Annotated in this window: 25 protein-coding genes; 9 read left to right on the forward strand and 16 right to left on the reverse strand. The window is 57.1% G+C overall.

The features are described from left to right. Window positions 1-87: 87 nt before the first annotated feature. The 15 genes from flgB to COMA2_RS01045 all read right to left on the reverse strand — a co-directional run bounded on the left by flgB (window position 88) and on the right by COMA2_RS01045 (window position 14,439). Window positions 88-498 carry a flagellar basal body rod protein FlgB gene (gene flgB / locus COMA2_RS00975; RefSeq protein ID WP_090893860.1) on the reverse strand — a complete coding sequence of 137 codons (411 nt, stop codon included), beginning with the start codon at window positions 496-498 and terminating at the stop codon, window positions 88-90. A gap of 186 nt (window positions 499-684) precedes the next feature. Further along, a complete protein-coding gene (locus COMA2_RS00980; protein ID WP_090893862.1) occupies window positions 685-2,097 on the reverse strand; it encodes a sigma-54-dependent transcriptional regulator in 1,413 nt (470 codons plus the stop codon). Then, complete coding sequence (locus tag COMA2_RS00985) at window positions 2,090-3,391, reverse strand: two-component system sensor histidine kinase NtrB (protein WP_090893864.1); 1,302 nt, start codon at window positions 3,389-3,391, stop codon at window positions 2,090-2,092. The genes COMA2_RS00980 and COMA2_RS00985 overlap by 8 nt, the downstream gene beginning before the upstream one ends. After that, window positions 3,388-5,568: a tetratricopeptide repeat protein gene (locus COMA2_RS00990; protein ID WP_090893866.1), complete on the reverse strand. Its 2,181-nt coding sequence runs from the start codon at window positions 5,566-5,568 to the stop codon at window positions 3,388-3,390. Before COMA2_RS00990 ends, COMA2_RS00985 begins: the two co-directional genes overlap by 4 nt. Before the next feature lie 118 nt (window positions 5,569-5,686). Further along, the gene (locus COMA2_RS00995; protein ID WP_090893868.1) at window positions 5,687-7,138 is read right to left on the reverse strand and encodes a sigma-54-dependent transcriptional regulator; all 1,452 of its coding nucleotides are present in this window, start codon (window positions 7,136-7,138) and stop codon (window positions 5,687-5,689) included. Window positions 7,139-7,316: 178 nt separating this feature from the next. Then, window positions 7,317-8,048, reverse strand: a complete 732-nt coding sequence (locus COMA2_RS01000) for an oxygen-binding di-iron domain-containing protein (protein WP_090893870.1) — start codon at window positions 8,046-8,048, stop codon at window positions 7,317-7,319. A gap of 255 nt (window positions 8,049-8,303) precedes the next feature. After that, the gene (locus COMA2_RS01005; RefSeq protein ID WP_090893872.1) at window positions 8,304-8,918 is read right to left on the reverse strand and encodes a hypothetical protein; all 615 of its coding nucleotides are present in this window, start codon (window positions 8,916-8,918) and stop codon (window positions 8,304-8,306) included. A 204-nt stretch (window positions 8,919-9,122) separates the two neighbouring features. Next, window positions 9,123-9,887 carry a DsbA family protein gene (locus COMA2_RS01010; RefSeq protein ID WP_090893873.1) on the reverse strand — a complete coding sequence of 255 codons (765 nt, stop codon included), beginning with the start codon at window positions 9,885-9,887 and terminating at the stop codon, window positions 9,123-9,125. A 67-nt stretch (window positions 9,888-9,954) separates the two neighbouring features. Beyond that, window positions 9,955-10,188, reverse strand: a complete 234-nt coding sequence (locus tag COMA2_RS01015) for a DUF4926 domain-containing protein (RefSeq protein ID WP_090894194.1) — start codon at window positions 10,186-10,188, stop codon at window positions 9,955-9,957. 1 nt (window position 10,189) lies between these two features. After that, window positions 10,190-10,519, reverse strand: a complete 330-nt coding sequence (locus COMA2_RS01020; RefSeq protein WP_090893874.1) for a DUF6883 domain-containing protein — start codon at window positions 10,517-10,519, stop codon at window positions 10,190-10,192. Window positions 10,520-10,541: 22 nt separating this feature from the next. Continuing rightward, window positions 10,542-11,297, reverse strand: a complete 756-nt coding sequence (locus COMA2_RS01025) for a TPM domain-containing protein (protein ID WP_090893875.1) — start codon at window positions 11,295-11,297, stop codon at window positions 10,542-10,544. Then, entirely contained in the window at window positions 11,294-12,046 is a 753-nt protein-coding gene (locus COMA2_RS01030; RefSeq protein WP_090893876.1) for a hypothetical protein, read from the reverse strand. The genes COMA2_RS01025 and COMA2_RS01030 overlap by 4 nt, the downstream gene beginning before the upstream one ends. A 4-nt stretch (window positions 12,047-12,050) precedes the next feature. Next, window positions 12,051-13,322, reverse strand: coding sequence for an FAD-dependent monooxygenase (locus tag COMA2_RS01035; RefSeq protein ID WP_090893877.1), 1,272 nt, complete (start codon window positions 13,320-13,322; stop codon window positions 12,051-12,053). Between the two features lie 59 nt (window positions 13,323-13,381). Beyond that, window positions 13,382-13,945, reverse strand: a complete 564-nt coding sequence (locus tag COMA2_RS01040; RefSeq protein ID WP_090893878.1) for a phospholipase D-like domain-containing protein — start codon at window positions 13,943-13,945, stop codon at window positions 13,382-13,384. Beyond that, window positions 13,942-14,439 (reverse strand): hypothetical protein, encoded by a 498-nt coding sequence (locus tag COMA2_RS01045; RefSeq protein WP_245630796.1) that lies wholly within the window; start codon window positions 14,437-14,439, stop codon window positions 13,942-13,944. Before COMA2_RS01045 ends, COMA2_RS01040 begins: the two co-directional genes overlap by 4 nt. Before the next feature lie 84 nt (window positions 14,440-14,523). Between COMA2_RS01045 and thiS the strand changes: the two genes are divergently transcribed. The 9 genes from thiS to COMA2_RS01090 all read left to right on the forward strand — a co-directional run bounded on the left by thiS (window position 14,524) and on the right by COMA2_RS01090 (window position 20,181). Further along, window positions 14,524-14,724 carry a sulfur carrier protein ThiS gene (thiS, locus tag COMA2_RS01050; protein ID WP_090893879.1) on the forward strand — a complete coding sequence of 67 codons (201 nt, stop codon included), beginning with the start codon at window positions 14,524-14,526 and terminating at the stop codon, window positions 14,722-14,724. Further along, complete coding sequence (gene cysK / locus COMA2_RS01055) at window positions 14,721-15,650, forward strand: cysteine synthase A (RefSeq protein ID WP_090893880.1); 930 nt, start codon at window positions 14,721-14,723, stop codon at window positions 15,648-15,650. Before thiS ends, cysK begins: the two co-directional genes overlap by 4 nt. Before the next feature lie 84 nt (window positions 15,651-15,734). Further along, window positions 15,735-16,553 (forward strand): HesA/MoeB/ThiF family protein, encoded by an 819-nt coding sequence (locus COMA2_RS01060; protein WP_090893881.1) that lies wholly within the window; start codon window positions 15,735-15,737, stop codon window positions 16,551-16,553. Between the two features lie 22 nt (window positions 16,554-16,575). After that, window positions 16,576-17,823 carry a threonine synthase gene (gene thrC / locus COMA2_RS01065; RefSeq protein ID WP_090894199.1) on the forward strand — a complete coding sequence of 416 codons (1,248 nt, stop codon included), beginning with the start codon at window positions 16,576-16,578 and terminating at the stop codon, window positions 17,821-17,823. After that, on the forward strand, window positions 17,820-18,092 hold the full coding sequence (locus COMA2_RS01070; RefSeq protein ID WP_090893882.1) for a MoaD/ThiS family protein: 273 nt from the start codon (window positions 17,820-17,822) through the stop codon (window positions 18,090-18,092). The genes thrC and COMA2_RS01070 overlap by 4 nt, the downstream gene beginning before the upstream one ends. Window positions 18,093-18,094: 2 nt before the next feature. Next, the gene (locus tag COMA2_RS01075; protein ID WP_090893883.1) at window positions 18,095-18,334 is read left to right on the forward strand and encodes an NIL domain-containing protein; all 240 of its coding nucleotides are present in this window, start codon (window positions 18,095-18,097) and stop codon (window positions 18,332-18,334) included. A 102-nt stretch (window positions 18,335-18,436) separates the two neighbouring features. Beyond that, complete coding sequence (moeB, locus tag COMA2_RS01080) at window positions 18,437-19,240, forward strand: molybdopterin-synthase adenylyltransferase MoeB (protein ID WP_090893884.1); 804 nt, start codon at window positions 18,437-18,439, stop codon at window positions 19,238-19,240. A gap of 9 nt (window positions 19,241-19,249) precedes the next feature. Further along, window positions 19,250-19,759 (forward strand): M67 family metallopeptidase, encoded by a 510-nt coding sequence (locus COMA2_RS01085; protein ID WP_175304309.1) that lies wholly within the window; start codon window positions 19,250-19,252, stop codon window positions 19,757-19,759. 80 nt (window positions 19,760-19,839) lie between these two features. Continuing rightward, a complete protein-coding gene (locus COMA2_RS01090) occupies window positions 19,840-20,181 on the forward strand; it encodes a hypothetical protein (RefSeq protein ID WP_090893886.1) in 342 nt (113 codons plus the stop codon). Between the two features lie 204 nt (window positions 20,182-20,385). Here the strand turns inward: COMA2_RS01090 and COMA2_RS01095 are convergent, their stop codons facing one another. Next, window positions 20,386-20,595 (reverse strand): hypothetical protein, encoded by a 210-nt coding sequence (locus tag COMA2_RS01095; protein ID WP_090893887.1) that lies wholly within the window; start codon window positions 20,593-20,595, stop codon window positions 20,386-20,388. Between the last annotated feature and the right edge of the window lie 4 nt (window positions 20,596-20,599).

Genomic DNA, 20,599 nt, shown 5'->3' on the forward strand with positions numbered 1-20,599 from the left:
GATCAGACTCTATTCCGAAGACTCACAACTCGAAACGTGAAACACGTCCATGAAACAGCCGGATGACCTCAGTCTGATTTTCTCTCGCTATCTCCCCTCCCGTATCACGTTCAGCAATCCGTTAAATTTCTTGGCCAGTATCGTGGCAGCTGCGTTGTAGTGCATGGCGTTCTCGGACAGTTTGGCCATCTCCAGCTCGAGATTGACGGAGTTGGCGTCGAGCGGGAGATCGCCGGCGGGAACCTCACTGAGTTTCCCCGTCACCGCTTGCACACCCTGCGGCCCATGCACGCCGAAATGTCGAGACTGAGTCGCCGCCAGGACGATCGGCAGCCGCCCCTTGTGGGCCGACTGCAATTGATCCATAAAGGTCAAGTCGGACGCGCGATACCCCGGTGTTTCTTCGTTGGCCAGGTTCGAGGCGATCACACGCTGTCGCGCGCCGCGAAGATCCAAAGTCCGCTGTAACAGTCGCATGGTTTTGTCAAAGATCGTCATGCTCTTCGGCTCCTTTCCATCGGCTGTTCGTTATCATTGCAACCATAATGCCCGCCTGCGGGTTGAAGTAATGGTGTGAACGCGACCTTCTACAACCTCATTGGTTTTCCCATCGCCGCCGATGACCCTCCGCGTGACTCTTGCCGCCGCCGGCGCAAACTTGCCCACCGGCAATTCTTGCCGCCCTTACGGCCCGCTGATCGAACAAGGTCGCTCGCCCTCCCGATACTCTCGCAGTTTATTGCGTAACGTGCGAATGCTGATCCCCAGCTCTTTCGCCGCGTGCGTGCGATTGTCTTTCACTCGCGCCAATGTTTTAAAAATCAGCTCCCGTTCCATTTCCCAGAGAGAACCGTTGGCGGGTTGTTGCGTATGGACGGCCGGAACCGGCGGCGCGCCGCTCTGTTCAGGCGGACAGTGTTCGGGAAGAATCGGGCCCGGCCCCGCCAGCAACACCGCCCGCTCCATGACATTCTCCAATTCACGGACATTTCCTTTCCAGGCCAACCGTTGCAAATGCGCATTCGCGCCATCGGACAGAGTCGGCGGCGCGAGACCATTCCTCGCGGCCGACTGGTTCACAAAATGCCGCGCGAGCAATGGAATATCGATCGTGCGTTCACGCAGCGGCGGAACGGTGACGGGAAAGACGTTCAGACGATAGTACAGATCCTCTCGAAAGCGTCCTTGCTCGACTTCCCGATAGAGCGCTCGATTGGTGGTTGCAATCACCCGTATATTGACCGACACAGGGTCGCGCCCCCCGATCCGATCGACCTCGCGCTCCTGCAAGACGCGCAGCAACTTGGCCTGCAAGCTCAGGTTCATTTCACTGATTTCGTCCAAGAGCAACGTGCCCATATGCGCCATCTCGAACTTGCCGATTTTTTTGATCAACGCTCCGGTAAACGCGCCGCGCTCATGGCCGAAGAGCTCGCTCTCGAGCAGCCCGTCAGGCAACGCCGCGCAATTCACGGCGATGAACGGCCGATGCGCCCGCGGGCTCCGATTGTGGATGAACCTGGCCAACAACTCTTTTCCGGTGCCGCTCTCCCCTTGAATCAAGACAGTGGCCTGGCTGGACGCCACCCCTTCGATCGTGCTTAAGAGCCGGATCATTCCCGGGTCCTGGCTTAACAGAGCTCGGTTTTCCGTCGGATGGAGCGGGTGGCTCGCCGTGATCCCTTCTTCTCGTCCCGCCTTAAGATTCACGATGACCCGCTCCAGCAAGTCCATTGAAAACGGTTTCAAGAGATACTCGCTGGCCCCCAGCTTCATGGCTTCGACGGCGGTCTCTATGGCCCCGTACGCCGTCATCAGAACGATCGTGGCGTGGGGAGCGCGCGCCTTGACCTCCTTGATCAAATCGAGACCGTTCAGACGCGGCATCCTGAGGTCGGTCAGCACCATCCAGGGACGGAAACGGGTAATCCGGTCGATGGCATCCATTCCATCGACCGCTCCTTGCACGGAATAACCGAGTCGCCTGACCGTCTCCATCAGCGCGGCGCGCATCGATGGGTCGTCATCGACGATCAGAATGCGCTCGTTCTCGTCACCATTGTCGGACATGGGGTTATTCTTCTCGCGGTCATTCATGAGAGCACTCCTCCGCTAACAGCATATGATGCTCGACAGGGCAGGATTGATTGGGTTCACACTCGTTCCGCGTCGGGACGTGCGTCGCATGGGGATCTCCACCGACCGCCGGATGAGGCAGGATGATCGAGCATGTGGTGCCCTGCCCGACCGCGCTCTCGACATCGATCCGTCCTTGGTGCGCGTCGACGATCGAGTAGACGATCGCCAGCCCAAGACCGGTGCCCTCATCCTTCGTTGAAAAGAACGGATCGAATATGCGAGACCGATGAGCCGGATCGATGCCGATGCCGGAGTCACGGACGCTCAGCCGAACAGCGGGCAGGCCAAGCGTCTCCAGCTGCTCTCGGCACAGACTGACCGCCACGACGCCTCCATTCGGCATCGCCTGAATCGCATTCAGAACCAGATTCACGAGCACTTGTTTCAACTGTCCGTCGTGACACCAGATCGAACGGATCTCGTGACCGATGTCCACTCGGATGTCCACGGGGACTTTGCTCATCGCATGGGCTGCCAACTTGATCGATTCATCGATCAACGATTCAGCCGCATGCCAGCCACAGGCCAAGCGAACAGGCCGCGTATAGAGCAAGAGATTGGACAGCAAACGATCCATCGACTGGACGGCCTGCGAGATCTGTTGGGCGTAACGTTTGGCGGATGACTGCTCGCCGAGATCGCGTTGCAGCATGGACGCGAAGAGCTCGACGCTGCCCAATGGATTTCTAATCTCGTGGGCGATCCGGCCGATCAGCTCGCCCATGGCCGCCAGTCTTTCCTTGCGCTGCAACTGTTCTTCCAGCTGATACACACGCGTGACGTCCTGGAACAGAATCAGGTGGCCGGTATGCTCTCCGGAATCGTTGTGGAGCGGAACCTGACTGATGGAGACGACCGCCTGACCGATGCGTTGTGGCCGATCACACAGGCCGAGACCGGCGCCCGCCAATATTTCCGACGCCCGACGATTCCGCAGCGCGTCATCAGTGGCGCCCAGTAACATCTCGGCGGCTCGATTGCTGCGCGTAATCGTCTCACGGTCGTCCAGCACCAACACGCCCGTCGACAAGGACTCGAGAATTCCGTCCAAATGGACGCGCATGGCCTCGTTGTCGCACAGGTGCCGGCGGAGCGCCTCATTGCTGTGCGCCAACTCCAGATCCATCTGTTCCACACGTGTCGTCAGCGCGCTGTATGATTGCTGCAACGTTTGGGCCGCCTCATCAAAACTTCTGAAGGCGGCATGCAGCAGCTCCCGTTCTTCCGGATGTCTGGTTGCGGCGCTCGTCATAGCCCCTCCGGCCTCCTTGAATGATTGGCCGCCCGCACGCTCGTTTGAAGGGATGCGGAAAGTCGATTGAGCAGCGGGTCGTCCGCGACGTCCAGCTCGGCCAGCGCCACGGTGGCACGCTCGTATTGCTTCAACGCCGTCCAATGCCTGGCCGTTTGCAGCCGCGCCCAATCAGCGTGAGCCGCGTTCGGTTTGTGGGCCAGCACTGATTGATAAGCTGCGATCGCCCGTTCGTGGCGGTTCGATCGAGAGACGGTGTCTGCATAGGAGACGAGCAGGTCGGACGATTGCGCCATGCCGGCTTTGAACGCCTCTTCATAGGCCAGCGCGGACTCATCCAGCTTTTCCAGCTCTCCCAGCGTCTTGGCCAACTGCACATACATGGCCGGCCGTTCTGGATGAACGGGGTGGCGCAACAACCACATGCGGCACAGATGGAGAAGCCCTTGCAGATCCCGCTGTTGCCTCATGGCATCGATCAGAAGATGCAGCCCCTCTCCGTCATAGCGACCGAGGGGGAACTGAAACCGGTATCGCTCCAGCACTTTTCTGGCGGCCTCGGGGTCCCGTTGATCCAGGTAGATTTTGCCAAGGCCGATCAAGGCCGCTTCGAGCAACGCCGAATCGTGGTGCGATTTAAGAATCTGTTGATACAGCCGCGCGGCTTCCGGTGAGAATCCCAGACGCCGATGGGATTCCGCGATGTTCAGCAACAGAGGGGATCGCGCATAACGCTGTTCGGCCGTCGCTCCCTGTCTATGAAAGAGGCTGACGACCGTCAAATCGTCTCGCGATGCGATCGCCGCTTCGATCCAGGGTGTCAAGATAGCGGACAGGCGCTCCGCGGATTTCATCGCCCATGGATCATTCTTATTGGTGGCTCGAAGCGTGATCTCCTTGTAAGCTCGAAGCGCTCGATGCATGTCGCCCGCGTTTTCATATTCCTTGCCAAGGTAGTACAGGGCCTCGCTACCCATTGGACCGTTCGCCTCTCGAGTCGCAATCTGTTCCAGCAGCGCCCGGTAGGAGGCATCGGTCTGGTCCGGAATCGGCACATTGTGGATCATGGCGCTGATCGTGAGCCCGAGCGAATTGCTTCCGGCCGGCAGCATGTTCTCCGCTCGAAGCGCGGCGAGCCTGAGCTTGGCCGTCGCATCCCACGCGCTGTCCGGATAGAGCGAAGGGATCAGCGCATAGACGAACTCGGCAAGCGGCTGTCGAGCCCCAGCTCGTAAACTCTCGGCCACGTGCAGCAGAGCCGTGGCCGCATACTCATGGCGAGGATAGAGATTGTAAAAGAGCAACATGAGTTCTCGAGCGGAAGCCTCATGACGCAGTTTCACCTGGGTCACGGCGTACCGCTGAAGCGCCAACGGATCTTCCCTCAAGAGATGCGGCCACCGTCGATAGCCGACATCGTAGATCGGCTCCGCCTCGGAAAATCGTTGCGCTCTGAACAGCGTATGGGCCAACCCCAACGTCGCTCCTTGGAGCAACTGGTCGTCCTCGCTTCGCTTTCGCACGTCGGCAAACGCATGCTCGGCATCGCTCCATTTCCCCATGGCCATGAATGTATAGCCTAACCCCAGCAAAGCCCGATGGCGGTCGAAGGGAAGATTGGCCGAATGGGCCATGGCGTTCTCGTAAAACGCCTGTGCTTCTTGAAACGCGCCCTGTTCGAAATATAGATCCGCTACCCGCCACTCCGCCCTCCGAGCGTTTGACGATTGTGGATGGTCTCGAAGGAGTTTCTTGTACTCCTGAATCGCCTCGGATCGGATTTCTCCCGTGACATCATCCCGCAACAAGAGCTCGACCAAGAAGGCTTTCGCCGATGGGACGAGTGGACTTTCAGGATGTTCCTTTATGACCTTCCCAAAGAAGCGTTGCGCCTCCGGCCATGCATTCTTCCTGTACGCAGACCGGCCTTCTTGCCAAGCGAGTCCGTCGATCCCCGAGGATTGGCCTTCCTGGCGAGGCCCGTCATCCGGCAACCGTCGTACGAATCCCTCAATCGGTACCGGGTTCCGTATCGAGGTCGCTTGTTCGGTGGCCGTCGCGATCGAGAGAGTCGGCGTAGGTTGCGAAGGAACCGCCCCGATTGCCGGCGAAGAGAACGCGATCCAAGCGGAGATCGAGAAGAATAGTCGACGATATCGTAAATGGTATCGATACACGGCGATAGGGCATCAGCAAAGCTCATGCCCTGGAGACAGGTAGAAAACTCTCAGGAAATCAGATGAGTTATCGAGACCAATCGGGAATCCGGATAGATCGTGTCAGGATTGGCATCGGCTAGATCGATAGGTCGTCAATCTTTTGACTGGAGGGGCGCGGCCATAGCGGAAGGGTTTCCAGATGGGATCGCGGATCCACCCCTTTACGCTTAAGTTTTTCAACCAACGTGGTCCGGTTCAAGTGGAGCAACTGCGCCGCCCGCGAGGTGACGCCGTTGGCTTTGCGCAAGGCTTCCATGATGAGATGCTTTTCGTACTGCTCAACCTCTCTGGAAAGATTGATGCCATCCTCATTGAACCGAATGAACTGCTCCTTGAGTTCAGGAGCCGGCGATCTCCGACAAATTTTCTCGGGTAAATCTTCGACGGATAGGACACCCTGCTTCTTCAGCACAACCAACCGCTCGATCATGTTCTCTAACTCCCGAATGTTGCCGGGCCAGTCATACTCGGTCAACATTTGAAGCGCATCGGGGGCAAGGCCGGACACCGTCGTGTGCTTGCTGTGATTGAAGCGAGCCAGAAAATGATCGATGAGGAGCGGAATGTCGCTCCGGCGCTCTCGCAGCGGAGGGATGACGATGGGAATCACATTGAGCCGATAAAACAGATCCTTACGAAATCGCCGTTCCTCGACCAACGTGTCCAAATCCTGATTGGTCGCGGCAATGATACGCACATCCACGTGAATCGTCCGATTTCCGCCGACGCGTTCGAATTCCCGCTCTTGTAATACCCGCAGAAGTTTCACTTGCAACGGCAAGCTCATTTCGCCGATTTCATCGAGAAAGATGGTTCCTCCGTTTGCCAGTTCAAAACGCCCCATCCTCGAGTGCGTGGCTCCCGTGAACGCGCCCTTTTCGTGCCCGAAGAGCTCCGACTCCAGTAGATTCTCCGGGATCGCGCCACAATTCACCGGGACCAACGGACGATCCTTTCGAAAACTATTGAAGTGAAGCATCCGCGCCACCAACTCCTTGCCGGTGCCGCTTTCGCCTTGGATCATGACCGTGCTGTCGCTGTCGGCGACTTTCAGAACGAACTCCATGACTTGTTGGATCGGCTCGCTGGCTCCCACCAGGTGTTCGAGTCGATATTGATCGCGTACGGCCTTCCGCAAGAGATGGTTTTCTTGACGAAGCCGAAGGAGCTCCGCCGCTTTTCGAACCACCACGGCCACGGTGTCAAGATCAAACGGCTTGGTAATGAAGTCGAACGCGCCGGACTTCATGGCCCGGACCGCGGTTTCGATCGTGCCGAATCCGGTCATCATAATGGGAATGATCTTCGCGTCGAGCTTCGCCAGGCGCTCGATGATCTCAAGTCCATCGATATCCGGCAGCTGAAAGTCGGTGATCACGATGTGGATCACCGAGTCCTTCACCGCCTGAATTGCCGCCGCGCCGTCCTCGGCAGTGGAGACACTGTACTCCTCCTGCATCAGGGCTTCCTGCAGCACATCCCGGACGGCAGGATCGTCATCGACAACAAGCACGTGGGCTTGACTCATACGCGATACCATTTGGAATACTAAACAGAGAAATGTAGGATAATGGCCTACCGTCACCAATGCAAGGAATATCCGTTACCTGCGAAAGGACACGCAGCGAGACAACCGTTCTTGTGTCTCCTTCGCTTGGGAACAGCTCCAACTTTATGCATGCCCCAAAGACAGAGGTCGGTTCAGATCATGACTGCGGGCCAAGGACGTCCCGCCATACAGCGGCGAGGTCATGGAGCGCTTGGCTCCCGTCGCCGACGTAGACCGATCCGTGCATGGGCGCCAGCCGCCTCGGCTGTAGCGACGCCAGCCGGCGCAGCGTCGCATCCGTCAACGAACAATAGGGCACGTAATTCGCCAACGGACCTTGCTGATAGTCCACCAGCGTTTTCCGACAACGGTCGATGACGTCCGATTCCGTTATCGCCTCGACATTCCCGTCTTGATGAAAGAGATCCGAGCATAGGAGCGTCCGTCCTGTCTCCTCGAACAGCAGTCCCGCTTCCCAGCAATGGGGTACATGCGGCGTCGCCAGAAAGCGGAAACGGTATCGTCCGGTCTCGAGCACCTCGCCGTCGACCATCCCCCTGGCGGGACGAAGCGCCAGACAATCATCGACGCTCACCAGCTTGCCCACCATGCTGCACACCACTTCCGACTCCGGAGCCAGTTGCTGCCACTCCGGCACCGTTGCGCATTCGTCGGACTCAAAATGGCTGAACCCGATCCAACGCAAGGTCTGCGGCTCGATGAGCGACGCCACAGCGGCTTTGACTTCTGGAAACAGGGCGCGCGGACCGGTATGAAACAGCAGCGGCTCCTCGTCGCGCATCAAGAACTGACTGAACTGCATATTGAACGGTTCAACGAACGTCGTAATTTGAAATAAGTCCGGAGCGATCTCGGTAATCTTCGCCATAGAGCCTCCTCAAGCGCGTAGCCGTGCAATCTTACGCACCGCCGGATTGAGGTGCAATACGGATAAATCAGATCAGGATGGTGAAAGAATGGCGGTAGGCTACTGGCTTATACAGGTTCAGCTAAGGAGCGGTCCCTAAACGTCATATAAACTGACCGAGCAGCAGGGAATGCATTCATATGCGGCGAAGAAACATGCAACAAGGATTCTCGAACCTTTTCATTCTCCGGTCTGGCCCTTTCGTTTCCTTCAAAGTTAGACGTCCTTTTTGAGATGGCCCCAATGCATACGATCTCTCCAAGCGTCCAGCCTGCGGTGTTGCCGCTCGCGTATGTAGTAACGATAGTCTTCGATGCACTCTCCTAAACTAGAATTCCAGTACCCGGTTTTGCGGAAGAAACAGTCGAGCTCGTCTGGCGACGGAAACTTAACGAATCCACCATCACGCATACTTTTCCATTCGGTCATTTGCTCGGCCGACGCGTTGTCAGGAATTCGGTTTCCTCCGAGTATGTGATGGACGTAGTCGAACTCAACGATGCGGTGCCAGTCGCGAAAAACAAGGGCACGTTGTTCGCTCGGAATGCCAAGACGCTCCAGATTCTCCATCACTGAGGACTTCAGCCGATCGAGATCTTCGTCAGAGAATCCACCCCATCGACCTTGCCTCATTGCCAGGGAAAGAGAAACTTCTGCAGCATGAAGAGCCAAGATTCTGAGTTCAGCAATCGCTCCTTCTGCCCGGTTGACTACCTCGCGGGTGCGTGCTTCGATGCCACCGGTTGATGCCTTGAATTCTGCGACAGCATCGAGGTTAGCCGTTACCAGAAGGGCCAGCGAAGCAAAGAGCCCAGCGATCAGAAGATCCATAGCCCAAGGTAACCAAATGTCATCGCTGCGATTAAGGCAGCAACCGAAGCGAGTGTGAGAAACCATTTCATAGTGTGCAGAATAGAGACGGATACTAACGCAGATACCTGACATTGAGTAAACGGTCCTGCTCAAGCGGATGATCTTTGAGTTTCACATATTTTCAGCAAGTTCGAAAGCTCCGTCAAGTACCACTGAAACTCATCATTTCCCATGCCCCGCTCGCGCTATTAACTCCTTGAGCCCCTTCAAATCCAACCACCCAGGCACCAGTTCATTGCCCACGATGAAGCCGGGTGTTCCCGAGATGCCGAGGTCGCGGGCGAGGGCTCGATTCTTGTCGATGGCGGTCTGCCACATCGGATTGGCCATATCGGCTTCCAAGCGCTTCGTGTCGAGACCCACTTTCACGGCGATCTTCATGATTGATTCTTTGGTCATCTCGGCATGGGACGCGAGAAGCGCCTCATGGAAGACCTGATGCTTGCCTTGCGCCTGAGACGCGAGCGCCGCCTTGGCCGCCAGTTCAGAGGGTTCGCCCAGAATAGGCAAGTCCTTGTAGACCACCCGCACTCGCCGATCTTCTTTCTGGAGTTCCGTGACGGCCGAAGCTGCTTTTTTGCAGAAGCCGCAGCGGTAGTCATAGAACTCCACCAGGGTGATGTCACCTTTCAAATTTCCGCTGATCGGTGACGCCGGATCGTGCAGCAGTTCCTGCTGCTTCGTCGCAAGGGCAGCTTTATGATGGTCCCGCAATTCTGCTTCGCGCTTGGCGAGCAATCCCTGCAACGATTGTTCGATCACTTCCGGATGGGCACGGATATAGCGCTCGATGGCGGCATCAGCGGGCTCTTGAGAATGGGCCGGTCCACTCTTGGCCGTGGTTGAACAGCCAGAGAGGAACATGGTGAGGATGGCAAGGGCAGGCAGGGACAATGGAACACGACTCGAGACAAAGGTGCTGTTCATGGATGGTCTCCTGTACAGGGGCGTTCGTCAAGGAGGCTGTGGATAGGATAGATGGTAAGCGAGTTCCCTACAGCATCCTGGCGCAGAGCACTTCATCCTGCCGAAGCGCTTCGAGTGCATTCGCGGGAACGGTCGTCACGGTAAGTGTACTTCCGAGAGCCGTGAAAACTTCAATGGAGTAGCCTTCGGTCCCATCAGGTGCCACATGGTGCTCGACGAGCTTGACAATATCTCCTCGACGGAGCCGATGCTCCGGTAGATCACAAGCCAATGTCACATCGGTATAGAGCTCAAATCTCACTTTACCTCCCATTATCTGGAATCAGTGTAATAAACTTCGTCGTTCCCGACAAGTGTTCTGTCATCCAGATCGTTCGAACCGACAGGATTGTCCCGTTGGGCCCTTTCAATGCGCCCCTGATTTCGTAGTACTGCCCGAACTGGTTTCTCTCAAGCGGTATCGCGTCTAACGGTAGAATCTGATCGCGCATGTCACGTAAGAGATGCGCGGCGTTACTCAACTCATAGCCGGATCTTCGGAGAAACGATGACTTATCTCCACGAAGCTGTGGCACGAGAAGATAGCGCACCAGCTTGTCCTCGGAAATGACGGTCTCAGCCGATAATTTCATAGGATTAAGAGGAACAGAGCCCTCAGCGCCACCCCTCCCCGCTTGTCCCTCCGCCGAAGCCGCCCCAGTTGCCGCCGAATCCGCCTTGGCCGGTGCCCCAATATTCCCTTTTTTGGATGCGCCGATAGGGGTGCCGCAGATCCGGACGGCTCAGCCACCAGAAAAACGAGACGATCGCCGCGGTGGTGCCGAGCGTAATCCAGACTCCGAGCCCCTTAATCCGAGGCCTGGAGGGAGGCGTGAACCTCACCTCTTGCGCCGGAGTCGCCAGCGCAACCGCGGTGCGGTACAGCCCTTCCCCGAAATGTCCTCGTTCGATCGCAGGTTGCAGATACAGACGACTGACTTCGTTCCTCACCGCCGGGGTGATGACCGGAAACATTTGGCGCCCCAACGCCATCGCCGCCTGCCTTTCTTGTACGGCCACCAACACCATCAGTCCATGTTCCTGCTGCGTCGAGCCGATTTGCCATTTTTCATACAGCGCGTCCGCATAGTGCTTGGCCGACGGATAGGGCTTGATACTGGGCACCGTCACAATCACCATTTCCACGCTGCTTTTCTTCTCAAGGTCGATGCAGACGGACCTGATCCGGTCCTTCCACTCGGGCTCCACCACTTGTGCATGATCGCTGACATACCCGATGGGGCTGGGAAGAGGCACGCGTTCTTTGGGCCGGTCATACAGCGAGGCCTGGGCATCAACCGCCGACAACATGAGCAGCAGGCTTGCCCAGCCGATCCCGATCCCGCGCCCGTTCGGTCGATGTACGATCACGTGATCCGTGATTCTGCGGTGGTGACGAGCCGAGTCAGGCTCTCGAGATATCGATCCATGAGCCGCGGAATCTCTTTCTGCCCGGGAGAAATCTGCCCTCGCTTGAGCAAGAGCGCATCGCGAAGGCCGGTGAGATCAATCTGAAGATGAGATTCGAGGTCTTGCAGCAGCGGCTCCCCATGCGTCGGCACAGGGCGCTCCAGCAAGCGCTGGAGCCCTCGCAGCACCGGCAGGAGCGCGGTCAGAGAGAGCGACAAGAGGATGGTCATCGCTTCTTCGGTGCTTCGTCCTTCCACCAGGCGCTGGCGGAGACGGAGAAGATTTCCGCGTAAGCCCTGCAACACTTCAGCGGCCAAGTGCCGGGAATCGATTTTCAGGCCGACGAAGGGATCTTGCCCCCACAGCAGTCGATGGCATTCATGGATGTCTTGGTATTCGAGAGGGAAGACGAATGAGGCGGATTGCAGATCAGCGGCCGTGAGAAAGAGCGGGACGACGACATGCTCCTTGCTCCAGCGCTTGTGAATGCCGTCATATTGTTTCAGTACCGAGAGGTCATAGGACGACATCACCAACAACAGATTAAGATTGGAACTGCCCGGCAAAAATTCTCCTCGCACCGCGCTGCCATATAACAACACCCCTTCCAACTCGCTTCCATAGACTTTTGTCACGTCCTTCACATAGGACTGTAAAAGTTTGTGCGTCTCCTCCGACAAGCCGTTGATCGTCCAGTCCATCGGAGACATGCCGTTACTGAACTCCTCCCGCTGCCATGTCACGAGCCGAGGGATCTGGTAGAAATCCGGCCGCCATCAGGCGATCCATCATGCCGAATGGAGGCTCGTTGCGAAGTCCGGCTGTCGTCGACAAGACGCGATACCGAAGTCGCGCGTTGCGATCCAACGTACTGAAGACGCGGTCTCGGAGAAAGGCGATGATCGGATTCGCCGTGTTCCAAAAGATGACCTGTTCATCCGCGAGCTTCTGCAACATGGTGACCTGAGGCCGACGCGCGGTTTCATAGGCCCTCAGTTTTTCAGCGGAGTAATCATTCGTGGCGAGACATCGAGGTAACAGATCGGCCAGCGTCGCCGCATCCACCATGGCCTGCATGCGGCCCTGCGACGCGTGAGGATTCATGGCATGCGCCGCGTCCCCAAGCAACACCGCTCCGTCCGCCACCCACGTCGGGGTGCGGACACGGCCGGTCGGCATGAAGGCGGTTTGCTTCCAGTCGGTGAGCGTGCGGAAGATGGCCTCACTGAACGGGTCGATCGAGATCCAGGCCTCTTGCAGCGCCGCGATGCCTCGTGCCTTGACAGTCTCATATGAACCGGCCTTGATCATGTAGAACGCATACACCTTGTCCCCGGCGGCGGGAAACATGCCAAGGATCGTTCGCTTGCCGACAAAATACTTCGCCTCTCCCATAGGAATCGCCGCATCCAACAGGGCGATCAAATATCCTTGCGGATAGAGATGAAGATCGGCCGGAATCCGCAAGGCCTCTCGAACTTTTGAGAATGCTCCGTCGGCGCCGACGACCACCTTAGCTTTCACGGTCACAGGGTCTTCCCCTTGCTTTGCCGTCAACCCAACGACCCGCCCATTCTCTCGAAGCAGGCCCGTGAACGCCGATCGATACCGCAATGAGACGGATGGTTCGCGCTCGATCGCGTCCAGAATGGCATGGTGCGCCACATTCGGCAGTGTGACCACGGCTTGATTGTACGGTGGGGGCAGTTCGCTGTAGTCGACCGTGCACAGCCGCTCGCCGCCGACACGGCAAAAGTGAAACTTATGCACCGTCCGGGTTGACTCGACCGGCAACCGGCTCAAAAGCCCCAACCGATCAAGTATTTGTTGTCCGTTCGGCTGCAGGATCTCTCCGCGTAAACCCTGGGGTGGTCCCGGCGCCTGTTCGAACACGATCGTGTTGATCCCCTTTTGAGCCAATGCGAGGGCCAGCACGGCTCCGCCTCCGCCGGCTCCCACTACGGCAATGTCGGTTTCTTCGACCATTGTTCCTCAGCCTTCCCCGGCCATGGAGATGCGTTTGCACCTTACCCCCAACATTCCTCCTATTTCCACTCCTGGAATCGCTCGCGATCTTTCCAGAGCGAAAGAAACTTTTCACGCGCCTTGACCGTCATGGCATGGTCTCTCATGATATCCAACCGTTCATCATTGTAGCGGTTTCCACTGGTCGTCTGATTCATGGACCCGTTGGTATTGATCTCGTCATCGATCACCGCCTGTTTCAAATGCATCAGCCCGTCGTGCCGATTGATCTTGATCGGAATCCCGGCTTCGCGCAACGTTGAAAGGGCAGTTTGCTGCTTCATATCCACCAGTCGCTCGCGATCCGTCAGGACACGAACATCCACGCCACGTCGTTTCGCCTCGACCAGCGCCTTCACCGTAAGCGGCGACGTTAAGCCATATACGGCCACAAAAATATAGCGTGTGGCACGATCATACATCCGTACGAGGTGTTCGAGCGGCCTATCCTCCGGGCCATACCAGACTTCGACCGATGTCGCCGAGATCTCCGCGCTGGGCCCAAGCAGAACCGCTGCAAGCAGCCAGGCGAGACACACTCGGCGGCACTGCACGGATAAATGGAGCGGTGACGGCCGGATCATTCAAGTTCGAAGAGGTCGCGGAATTGATCTTCTGAGGACTCCCAGGCCTGAGGAGCATGTACCTGAAGCCATTGCCGGAGAAACTGCTTTTGCTCCCGTGTGAGCAGTTGCTTGATCTGATGAGTGCGCCCTTGAAGGGGCTGAAGGAGACTGACGTGCTTTTTCACATCCAGCATCGCGGTTCGAACATACAGATTCGTAAAGCTCGACGGCTTCTCTTCCGTCCCTTCGCCCTGCACCCACACCGAAAGAAACTTGTCCAGAACGAGGCCTGCGCTGTCCAGCGCCGGTTCCGTATCGTGGAACAGCTCGTTCTCGGACTCGGTCAACGGCGCCGATTCAGCGGCGCGAAAGAGGAAGTTCTTTTTCCACATCTTGCAGGCGGCATAGTGGCGGCGAGCCGGATCAAAGTCAAGCAACCCCTTCAGATATTCTCTCCCCTTCTCAGCGGATACCGACGAGTATGAATCCAATCGAGCCTTCGTGTCTCTCACTGTGGATGACGTAGCCTTGACAAGCAGCGCATGCCTTTGCTAGTTTCAAAATTCTTTAATCTCTAAGCCAACTTGGGAGAATCCGTGCAGGTCAAGATCAATGGAAAGCCCGAAGAGGTCCGGAACGGGACCATCCTCGATTTGCTGAAAACCAAGAACATCGAACCACAGATGGTCGCCGTCGAGGTCAACGATAAGGTGCTGGACCGTGACCATTTGGCCACGACCCACCTCAACGAAGGAGATCATGTGGAGTTCCTCTTTTACATGGGAGGGGGTCGTTGAGCACCACGTTGCATCAAGACATTACCGAGCTGATCGGCAAGACCCCGCTTGTCCGGTTAAACCGTCTTTCAAAGTCCGGTTCTGCGACGATTTACGGAAAGGTCGAGTTTTTCAACCCGGGCGGCAGTGTCAAGGATCGGATCTGCCTCAACATGATCAATGAGGCGGAACGCCGAGGAACGCTTAAGCCCGGCGGAACCATCGTTGAGCCGACCAGCGGAAACACGGGTATCGGACTGGCCTTGGTCGCAGCCGTGCGCGGGTACAAGCTGATCCTCGTGATGCCGGAAAGCATGAGCATGGAACGGGCCAGCTTGCTATCGTCGTATGGCGCCCAGCTCGTGCTCACCCCGGCTTGGGAAGGCATGAAAGGGTCCATTAAGGAGGCGGAAAGTATCTTGGCGCAAAATCCGTCGTACTTTATGCCTGATCAATTCTCGAACCCGGCCAACCCCGCGATGCATAAAATGACGACGGCTCCGGAACTCTGGGACGCGCTCGAAGGAAAGATCGATGCCTTTGTCGCCGCCGTCGGAACCGGTGGGACCATCACAGGCTGCGGTGAAGTCTTCAAGGAACGGAATCCGCAGGTACAAATCATCGCCGTCGAACCGGCAGGCTCGCCCGTGCTGTCCGGAGGAGACCCCGGCCCCCATAAGATTCAAGGGATCGGAGCCGGCTTCATTCCTAAGGTGCTCAACCGAAAGATCCTCGACCGCGTGATCACGGTGACGGATGACGAGGCCTATCAGACTGCGAAACAACTCTCGAAGAAAGAGGGCCTGTTGGTGGGCATTTCAGCCGGCGCCAATGTGTTCGCCGCTCAAAAGATCGCCGATGAACTGGGCCCCGGTAAGAATGTCGTGACCATACTCTGCGACACCGGCGAGCGCTATATCAGCATTGAGAAATACTTTAATATCTGAAAGGCCGTTAATCGTTAACCGTGAACCGTTAAAGGCAGGAACGATCGATTAACGAATAACGATTAACGTTTCACGTCTCGATCCATGGATTTTACTGAAGAACAAATCAACCGCTACAGCCGGCATATCCTATTGCCGGAGGTCGGCGGCAAGGGACAAAAGAAGATCGCCAAGTCCCGGATTCTGCTCGTCGGCGCCGGTGGCCTCGGCTCACCAGCCGCGTTGTATTTGGCCGCGGCGGGAGTCGGCACCATCGGGTTGATCGACAGCGATGTGGTGGACCTGACCAATCTGCAGCGCCAAGTTCTTCACCATACTTCCGACGTGGGTCGTCCCAAGGTCCTCTCCGGCAAGGAAAAGATCCAGGCATTGAACCCCGATGTCTCAGTCTCTCTGTATGAGGAACGGCTCACGGCCGGCAATGCGCTCAAGATTTTCGGCGATTATGATGTCGTGATCGACGGAGTCGATAATTTCCCAGCCAAGTTTCTGATCAACGACGCCTGTTTTTTCACCGACAAGCCGCTGGTCCATGGCGGCATTCTGCGATTCGACGGCCGTGTCACGACCATCATCCCGAAGAAATCGGCGTGCTATCGTTGCGTGTTCAAGGCGCCGCCTCCTCCTGGCCTGGTTGCCTCCTGCCAGGAAGCCGGAGTGATCGGCGTCTTGGCAGGGATTATCGGGACGATTCAGGCGACGGAAGCATTGAAGCTTGTCCTCGGTATCGGACGGCCGCTGACAGACCGCCTGCTCGACTTCGATGCGCGCAAAACCCAATTTCGAGAAATCAAAGTCCGCCGCAACCCGAATTGCGCGCTCTGCGGAGAACATCCGACGATTACCGAACTGTTCGACGATGGGGACCCCTATGCCGGATGCGCCATGCGTCCATCTGCATAGAGTTTGAGAAGGTGATGTGACCATGAACAAAATGAAAGCGCTGGTATGCCGCGAGTGCGGCAAGGAATATCCGACGAAGGCGATCCACGTCTGCGAAATGTGCTTCGGTCCCCTTGAGGTGAAGTACAACTACGACGAGATCAAGAAGACTATTTCTCGTAAGAAAATCGAGGATGGACCGCACAGCATGTGGCGCTATCTTGACCTGCTGCCGGTCGAAGGCACGAACTTCGTGGGGCCGCATGCCGGGTTCACCCCGCTCGTACGGGCGAAGAACCTTGGCGCCTATCTTGGCCTCGACGAGCTCTACATCAAGAACGACACGGTGAATCACCCCACCCTCTCCTTCAAAGATCGCGTCGTCGCCGTGGCGCTCACGCGCGCGCGCGAGCTCGGCTTCGAAACGGTGGCCTGCGCGTCGACCGGCAACCTGGCGAATTCCGTCGCCGCGCACGCGGCATCCGCCAATCTCCACTGCTACGTCTTCATCCCCGGCGACCTTGAGGCCGCAAAGGTGCTCGGCAATCTGATCTATAAACCGCACGTGGTCGAGATTGAAGGTAATTACGACGACGTCAACCGTCTCTGCAGCGAGATTGCCGGTGAACATGGCTGGGCGTTCGTGAACATCAACATCCGTCCCTACTATGCGGAAGGCTCCAAGACCCTTGCCTTCGAGACCGTGGAGCAACTGGGATGGAAAACTCCGGATCAAGTCGTCATTCCCATGGCGTCGGGCTCGCTCTTGACGAAGATTTGGAAGGGCCTGCATGAGATGAAGGCCTTGGGCCTGATCGACCACGTTCGTACGAAGATCAACGGCGCCCAAGCGGAAGGCTGCTCACCGATTTCGACCGCATTCAAGGCGGGACGCGACTTCTTCAAGCCGGTGAAACCACAGACGATTGCCAAGTCGCTGGCCATCGGCAACCCTGCCGATGGGTACTATGCGCTCAAGGCGACCGCCGAGAGTCATGGCGCCATGGATATGGTGACGGATGAAGAAGTGGTGGAAGGCATCCAGCTGCTGGCCCAAACCGAGGGCATCTTCGCGGAAACAGCCGGCGGCGTCACGATCGGCGTGCTCAAGAAACTCGTCAAGCAAGGGGTGATTAAACAAGATGAGGTTACAGTGGCCTATGTGACCGGCAACGGCCTAAAGACCCAGGAAGCGGTGATCGATTCCGTCGGTCGCCCAGTCCGCATTCAGCCCAGCCTGGTGGACTTCGAAAAGACGTTTAAGATGGGAAAGAACGGTGGTGGCGCATGATTACAGTTCGCATTCCGACTCCACTTCGCCCCCTGACCAAAGGTCAGGGCGAGGTCGAGACCAAAGCCGACAGCGTGGTGGCGATGATCGACGCGTTGAACAGCGCCTATCCCGGCATCAAAGACCGCCTGTGCGATGAAACGGGAGAGCTCCGTCGCTTCGTGAACATGTATGTCAACGAAGAAGACATTCGCTTTCTGAAAGGGAAGGAGACCTCCCTCAAGGATGGCGATGAAGTCTCCATCGTCCCGGCGATCGCGGGAGGGTAGCCATGGCACACTTGCGATTCCATATTCGCTTTCCCGAAGACAAAATCCGAGAGCCGATCATCTATCAGATCGGGCGCGAGTATAACGTCGTGACCGATGTCAGACGAGCCGATGTCCGCGAGACGACCGGATGGGCCGATGTGGAACTCTCCGGCGACACTGCCGAGATCGAGCGGGCCGTCGCCGGACTGCGAGCCAAAGGCTGCGTCGTCGATCCGATTGAATTGAATGTGGTGGAATGACAGAACGTGAAGCGCACCTAGGCAGTTTCGGGTTCAAGGTTTCTTGTTTCATGTTCGAACTTGAAACCTGAAACTTGTCACTAGAAACTCGCAAGCGACACAATGGAACTCACCGAACAAGAAATCGAACGGTACAGTCGGCACATTATCCTCCAGGACGTGGGAGGCAAGGGGCAACTCAAGCTCAAGCGGGCCAAGGTCCTCCTCATCGGCGCGGGGGGTCTCGGCTCTCCTGCCGGGCTCTATCTTGCCGCCGCCGGCATCGGAACAATCGGGCTTGTCGACGGCGATGTCGTAGACCTCTCAAATTTGCAACGACAGATCATGCACTCGACCGCCACGCTCGGGCAGCCCAAGGTCGAGTCCGGACGGAAAACCTTGTCGGCCATTAACCCTGAAATTACGATCAACGCGTACCATCAGCTCGTCGATGCCGAGAACATTCTCCCGCTCGTCTCCCAGTATGACATCGTGCTGGACGGATCGGACAATTTCACGACGCGGTTTCTGGTGAACGACGCCTGTTTCTTTGCCAAGAAAACATTGATCTCCGCCAGCATGTTTCGATTCGAGGGGCAGCTGACGTCGATCAAGCCGCACCAAGGCTATCCCTGCTATCGATGCCTCTATCCCGAACCTCCGCCGGCCGGGCTGGTCCCCAATTGCCAAGAAGCCGGCGTGCTTGGCGTTTTGGCCGGCACGATGGGGGTTCTCCAGGCCTCGGAAGCGATCAAGGAAATCCTGGGCATCGGCGAAACGATCGCCGATAAATTGTTGATCTACGATGCGCTCGAGATGAAGTTCCGAAAGGTCGGCCGGCCCAAAGATCCTGCCTGCCCGCTCTGCGGGCCACATCCCAAGATCAAGGATTTGAGCCTGGATTATGCCGTCAGCTGCACCATCTAGTGGACCATCGTGGCTGACTTAGTCATTCCACAACCCATCCTCGACGACATTATCGCCCATGCGAAGGAGCTCGCGCCATACGAGTGTTGCGGGCTTCTAGCGGGAACCGATGGTGTGGTCAGCCGCATCTATCGTATCAAGAACATCGTCGCGATGGAGGGGGCGCACAACCTGTCGTCCTTCGACTCGGCAAAAGCCGCGCATCTCGAGCGGCTCTCGCCCGCGGAACGGGCTGAAATCGCCTTCGTGATGGACATGCAGGACTTCTCCACCGCCAAGAAAGACATGCGCAACAATGGACTCGATCTTCAAGTCGTCTACCACTCGCATCCACACGACCCGGCCCGTCCCTCCGTCACCGACATCAAAATCGCCACCGACTACGAAGAGATCTGGCCCAAGATCAACCTGCCCCTTCCCGCCTATCTCCTGGTCTCGCTCATGCATTCGGAACCGGACGTGAAGACCTATTGGATCAAATCCGGCCGGGTCACGCCCGCAGACGTTCTCATTCGCTAAACTGATTTTTGCAGTTCACATCATCGCCGAAATATACTAATGTTCCCTTGCGACCCCTACGAGGAGCGTTGCGTCCGAACATGCGACGACGACTATTCCCATATGGTCTTCCCCTTCTTCTTCTCCTTCTATTGCGTACGGTCATTCCGATTTCAGCGTGTGCCGAAGACCGCAGCTTTTACAGCCCGGTGATTTACATCGATAAGGAACAAAATCAGATCCTCATCTCGACGAGTGCCAGCGTGTTCTATATTGAAGTGCCGGAGGCTGCCAAGCCCCATATCGAGAAACTTCCCCTTTCCGGCCTTGTGGATTTCGTCGTCGAGATGCGTGGCGAGGACAAACGTCCGTTGATCAAAACCTGGAAAGTGAAATCAGGAGAATCAGCCTGTATGTACTTCAACGGGAAGGAGTGCAAATAACGACCGGACAAACCGCGACTACGCCGCGCTGCAGCTACTCAGTAATTCGACATAGAGCCTGTCAGCATCTTTGAAATAGCCAAATTTCAGGACAATACCCGATCACAACATGCGCTGAGCGCCCGCTCGCTATTTTATCGCTTCACGCTCGCCTCGCACGATGCGGGCTGAGTCGAAGCGGGCTTCACAAACGGCGCTTCACCACTATTCCCCGCTCCCCGCCATGTCGTCGATGAGGGGACGATTGATGTCGGTGCAACCGCAACAGATGGTATCGAAGAGCGTCTCCGAGTCTGCCACAAAATTCTTCTCGTCGGTTAGCTTGTCGGCAATGACCTGGGCATAGCAGACTTCGCAGAGCATCATCAGGCCGCGCGACACCCCTACAGTTTTTCGTCCTGCACTCGTAGCCATGTGG

The sequence above is a fragment of the Candidatus Nitrospira nitrificans genome (assembly GCF_001458775.1).
Lineage (GTDB): Bacteria > Nitrospirota > Nitrospiria > Nitrospirales > Nitrospiraceae > Nitrospira_D > Nitrospira_D nitrificans.

Excerpts from the sequence above, each read along its gene's own strand:
- COMA2_RS01005 (WP_090893872.1), bottom strand. The coding sequence starts at position 8,918 with ATGGATCTTCTGATCGCTGGGCTCTTTGCTTCGCTGGCCCTTCTGGTA.
- COMA2_RS00985 (WP_090893864.1), bottom strand. The coding sequence starts at position 3,391 with ATGACGAGCGCCGCAACCAGACATCCGGAAGAACGGGAGCTGCTGCAT.
- COMA2_RS00980 (WP_090893862.1), bottom strand. The coding sequence starts at position 2,097 with ATGAATGACCGCGAGAAGAATAACCCCATGTCCGACAATGGTGACGAG.
- COMA2_RS01010 (WP_090893873.1), bottom strand. The coding sequence starts at position 9,887 with ATGAACAGCACCTTTGTCTCGAGTCGTGTTCCATTGTCCCTGCCTGCC.
- COMA2_RS01020 (WP_090893874.1), bottom strand. The coding sequence starts at position 10,519 with ATGAAATTATCGGCTGAGACCGTCATTTCCGAGGACAAGCTGGTGCGC.
- COMA2_RS00995 (WP_090893868.1), bottom strand. The coding sequence starts at position 7,138 with ATGAGTCAAGCCCACGTGCTTGTTGTCGATGACGATCCTGCCGTCCGG.
- COMA2_RS01070 (WP_090893882.1), top strand. The coding sequence starts at position 17,820 with ATGATTACAGTTCGCATTCCGACTCCACTTCGCCCCCTGACCAAAGGT.
- COMA2_RS01030 (WP_090893876.1), bottom strand. The coding sequence starts at position 12,046 with ATGTCTCCGATGGACTGGACGATCAACGGCTTGTCGGAGGAGACGCAC.
- flgB (WP_090893860.1), bottom strand. The coding sequence starts at position 498 with ATGACGATCTTTGACAAAACCATGCGACTGTTACAGCGGACTTTGGAT.
- COMA2_RS01035 (WP_090893877.1), bottom strand. The coding sequence starts at position 13,322 with ATGGTCGAAGAAACCGACATTGCCGTAGTGGGAGCCGGCGGAGGCGGA.
- thrC (WP_090894199.1), top strand. The coding sequence starts at position 16,576 with ATGAACAAAATGAAAGCGCTGGTATGCCGCGAGTGCGGCAAGGAATAT.
- COMA2_RS01090 (WP_090893886.1), top strand. The coding sequence starts at position 19,840 with ATGCGACGACGACTATTCCCATATGGTCTTCCCCTTCTTCTTCTCCTT.
- COMA2_RS01075 (WP_090893883.1), top strand. The coding sequence starts at position 18,095 with ATGGCACACTTGCGATTCCATATTCGCTTTCCCGAAGACAAAATCCGA.
- COMA2_RS01040 (WP_090893878.1), bottom strand. The coding sequence starts at position 13,945 with ATGATCCGGCCGTCACCGCTCCATTTATCCGTGCAGTGCCGCCGAGTG.
- COMA2_RS01060 (WP_090893881.1), top strand. The coding sequence starts at position 15,735 with ATGGATTTTACTGAAGAACAAATCAACCGCTACAGCCGGCATATCCTA.
- COMA2_RS01095 (WP_090893887.1), bottom strand. The coding sequence starts at position 20,595 with ATGGCTACGAGTGCAGGACGAAAAACTGTAGGGGTGTCGCGCGGCCTG.
- COMA2_RS01000 (WP_090893870.1), bottom strand. The coding sequence starts at position 8,048 with ATGGCGAAGATTACCGAGATCGCTCCGGACTTATTTCAAATTACGACG.
- moeB (WP_090893884.1), top strand. The coding sequence starts at position 18,437 with ATGGAACTCACCGAACAAGAAATCGAACGGTACAGTCGGCACATTATC.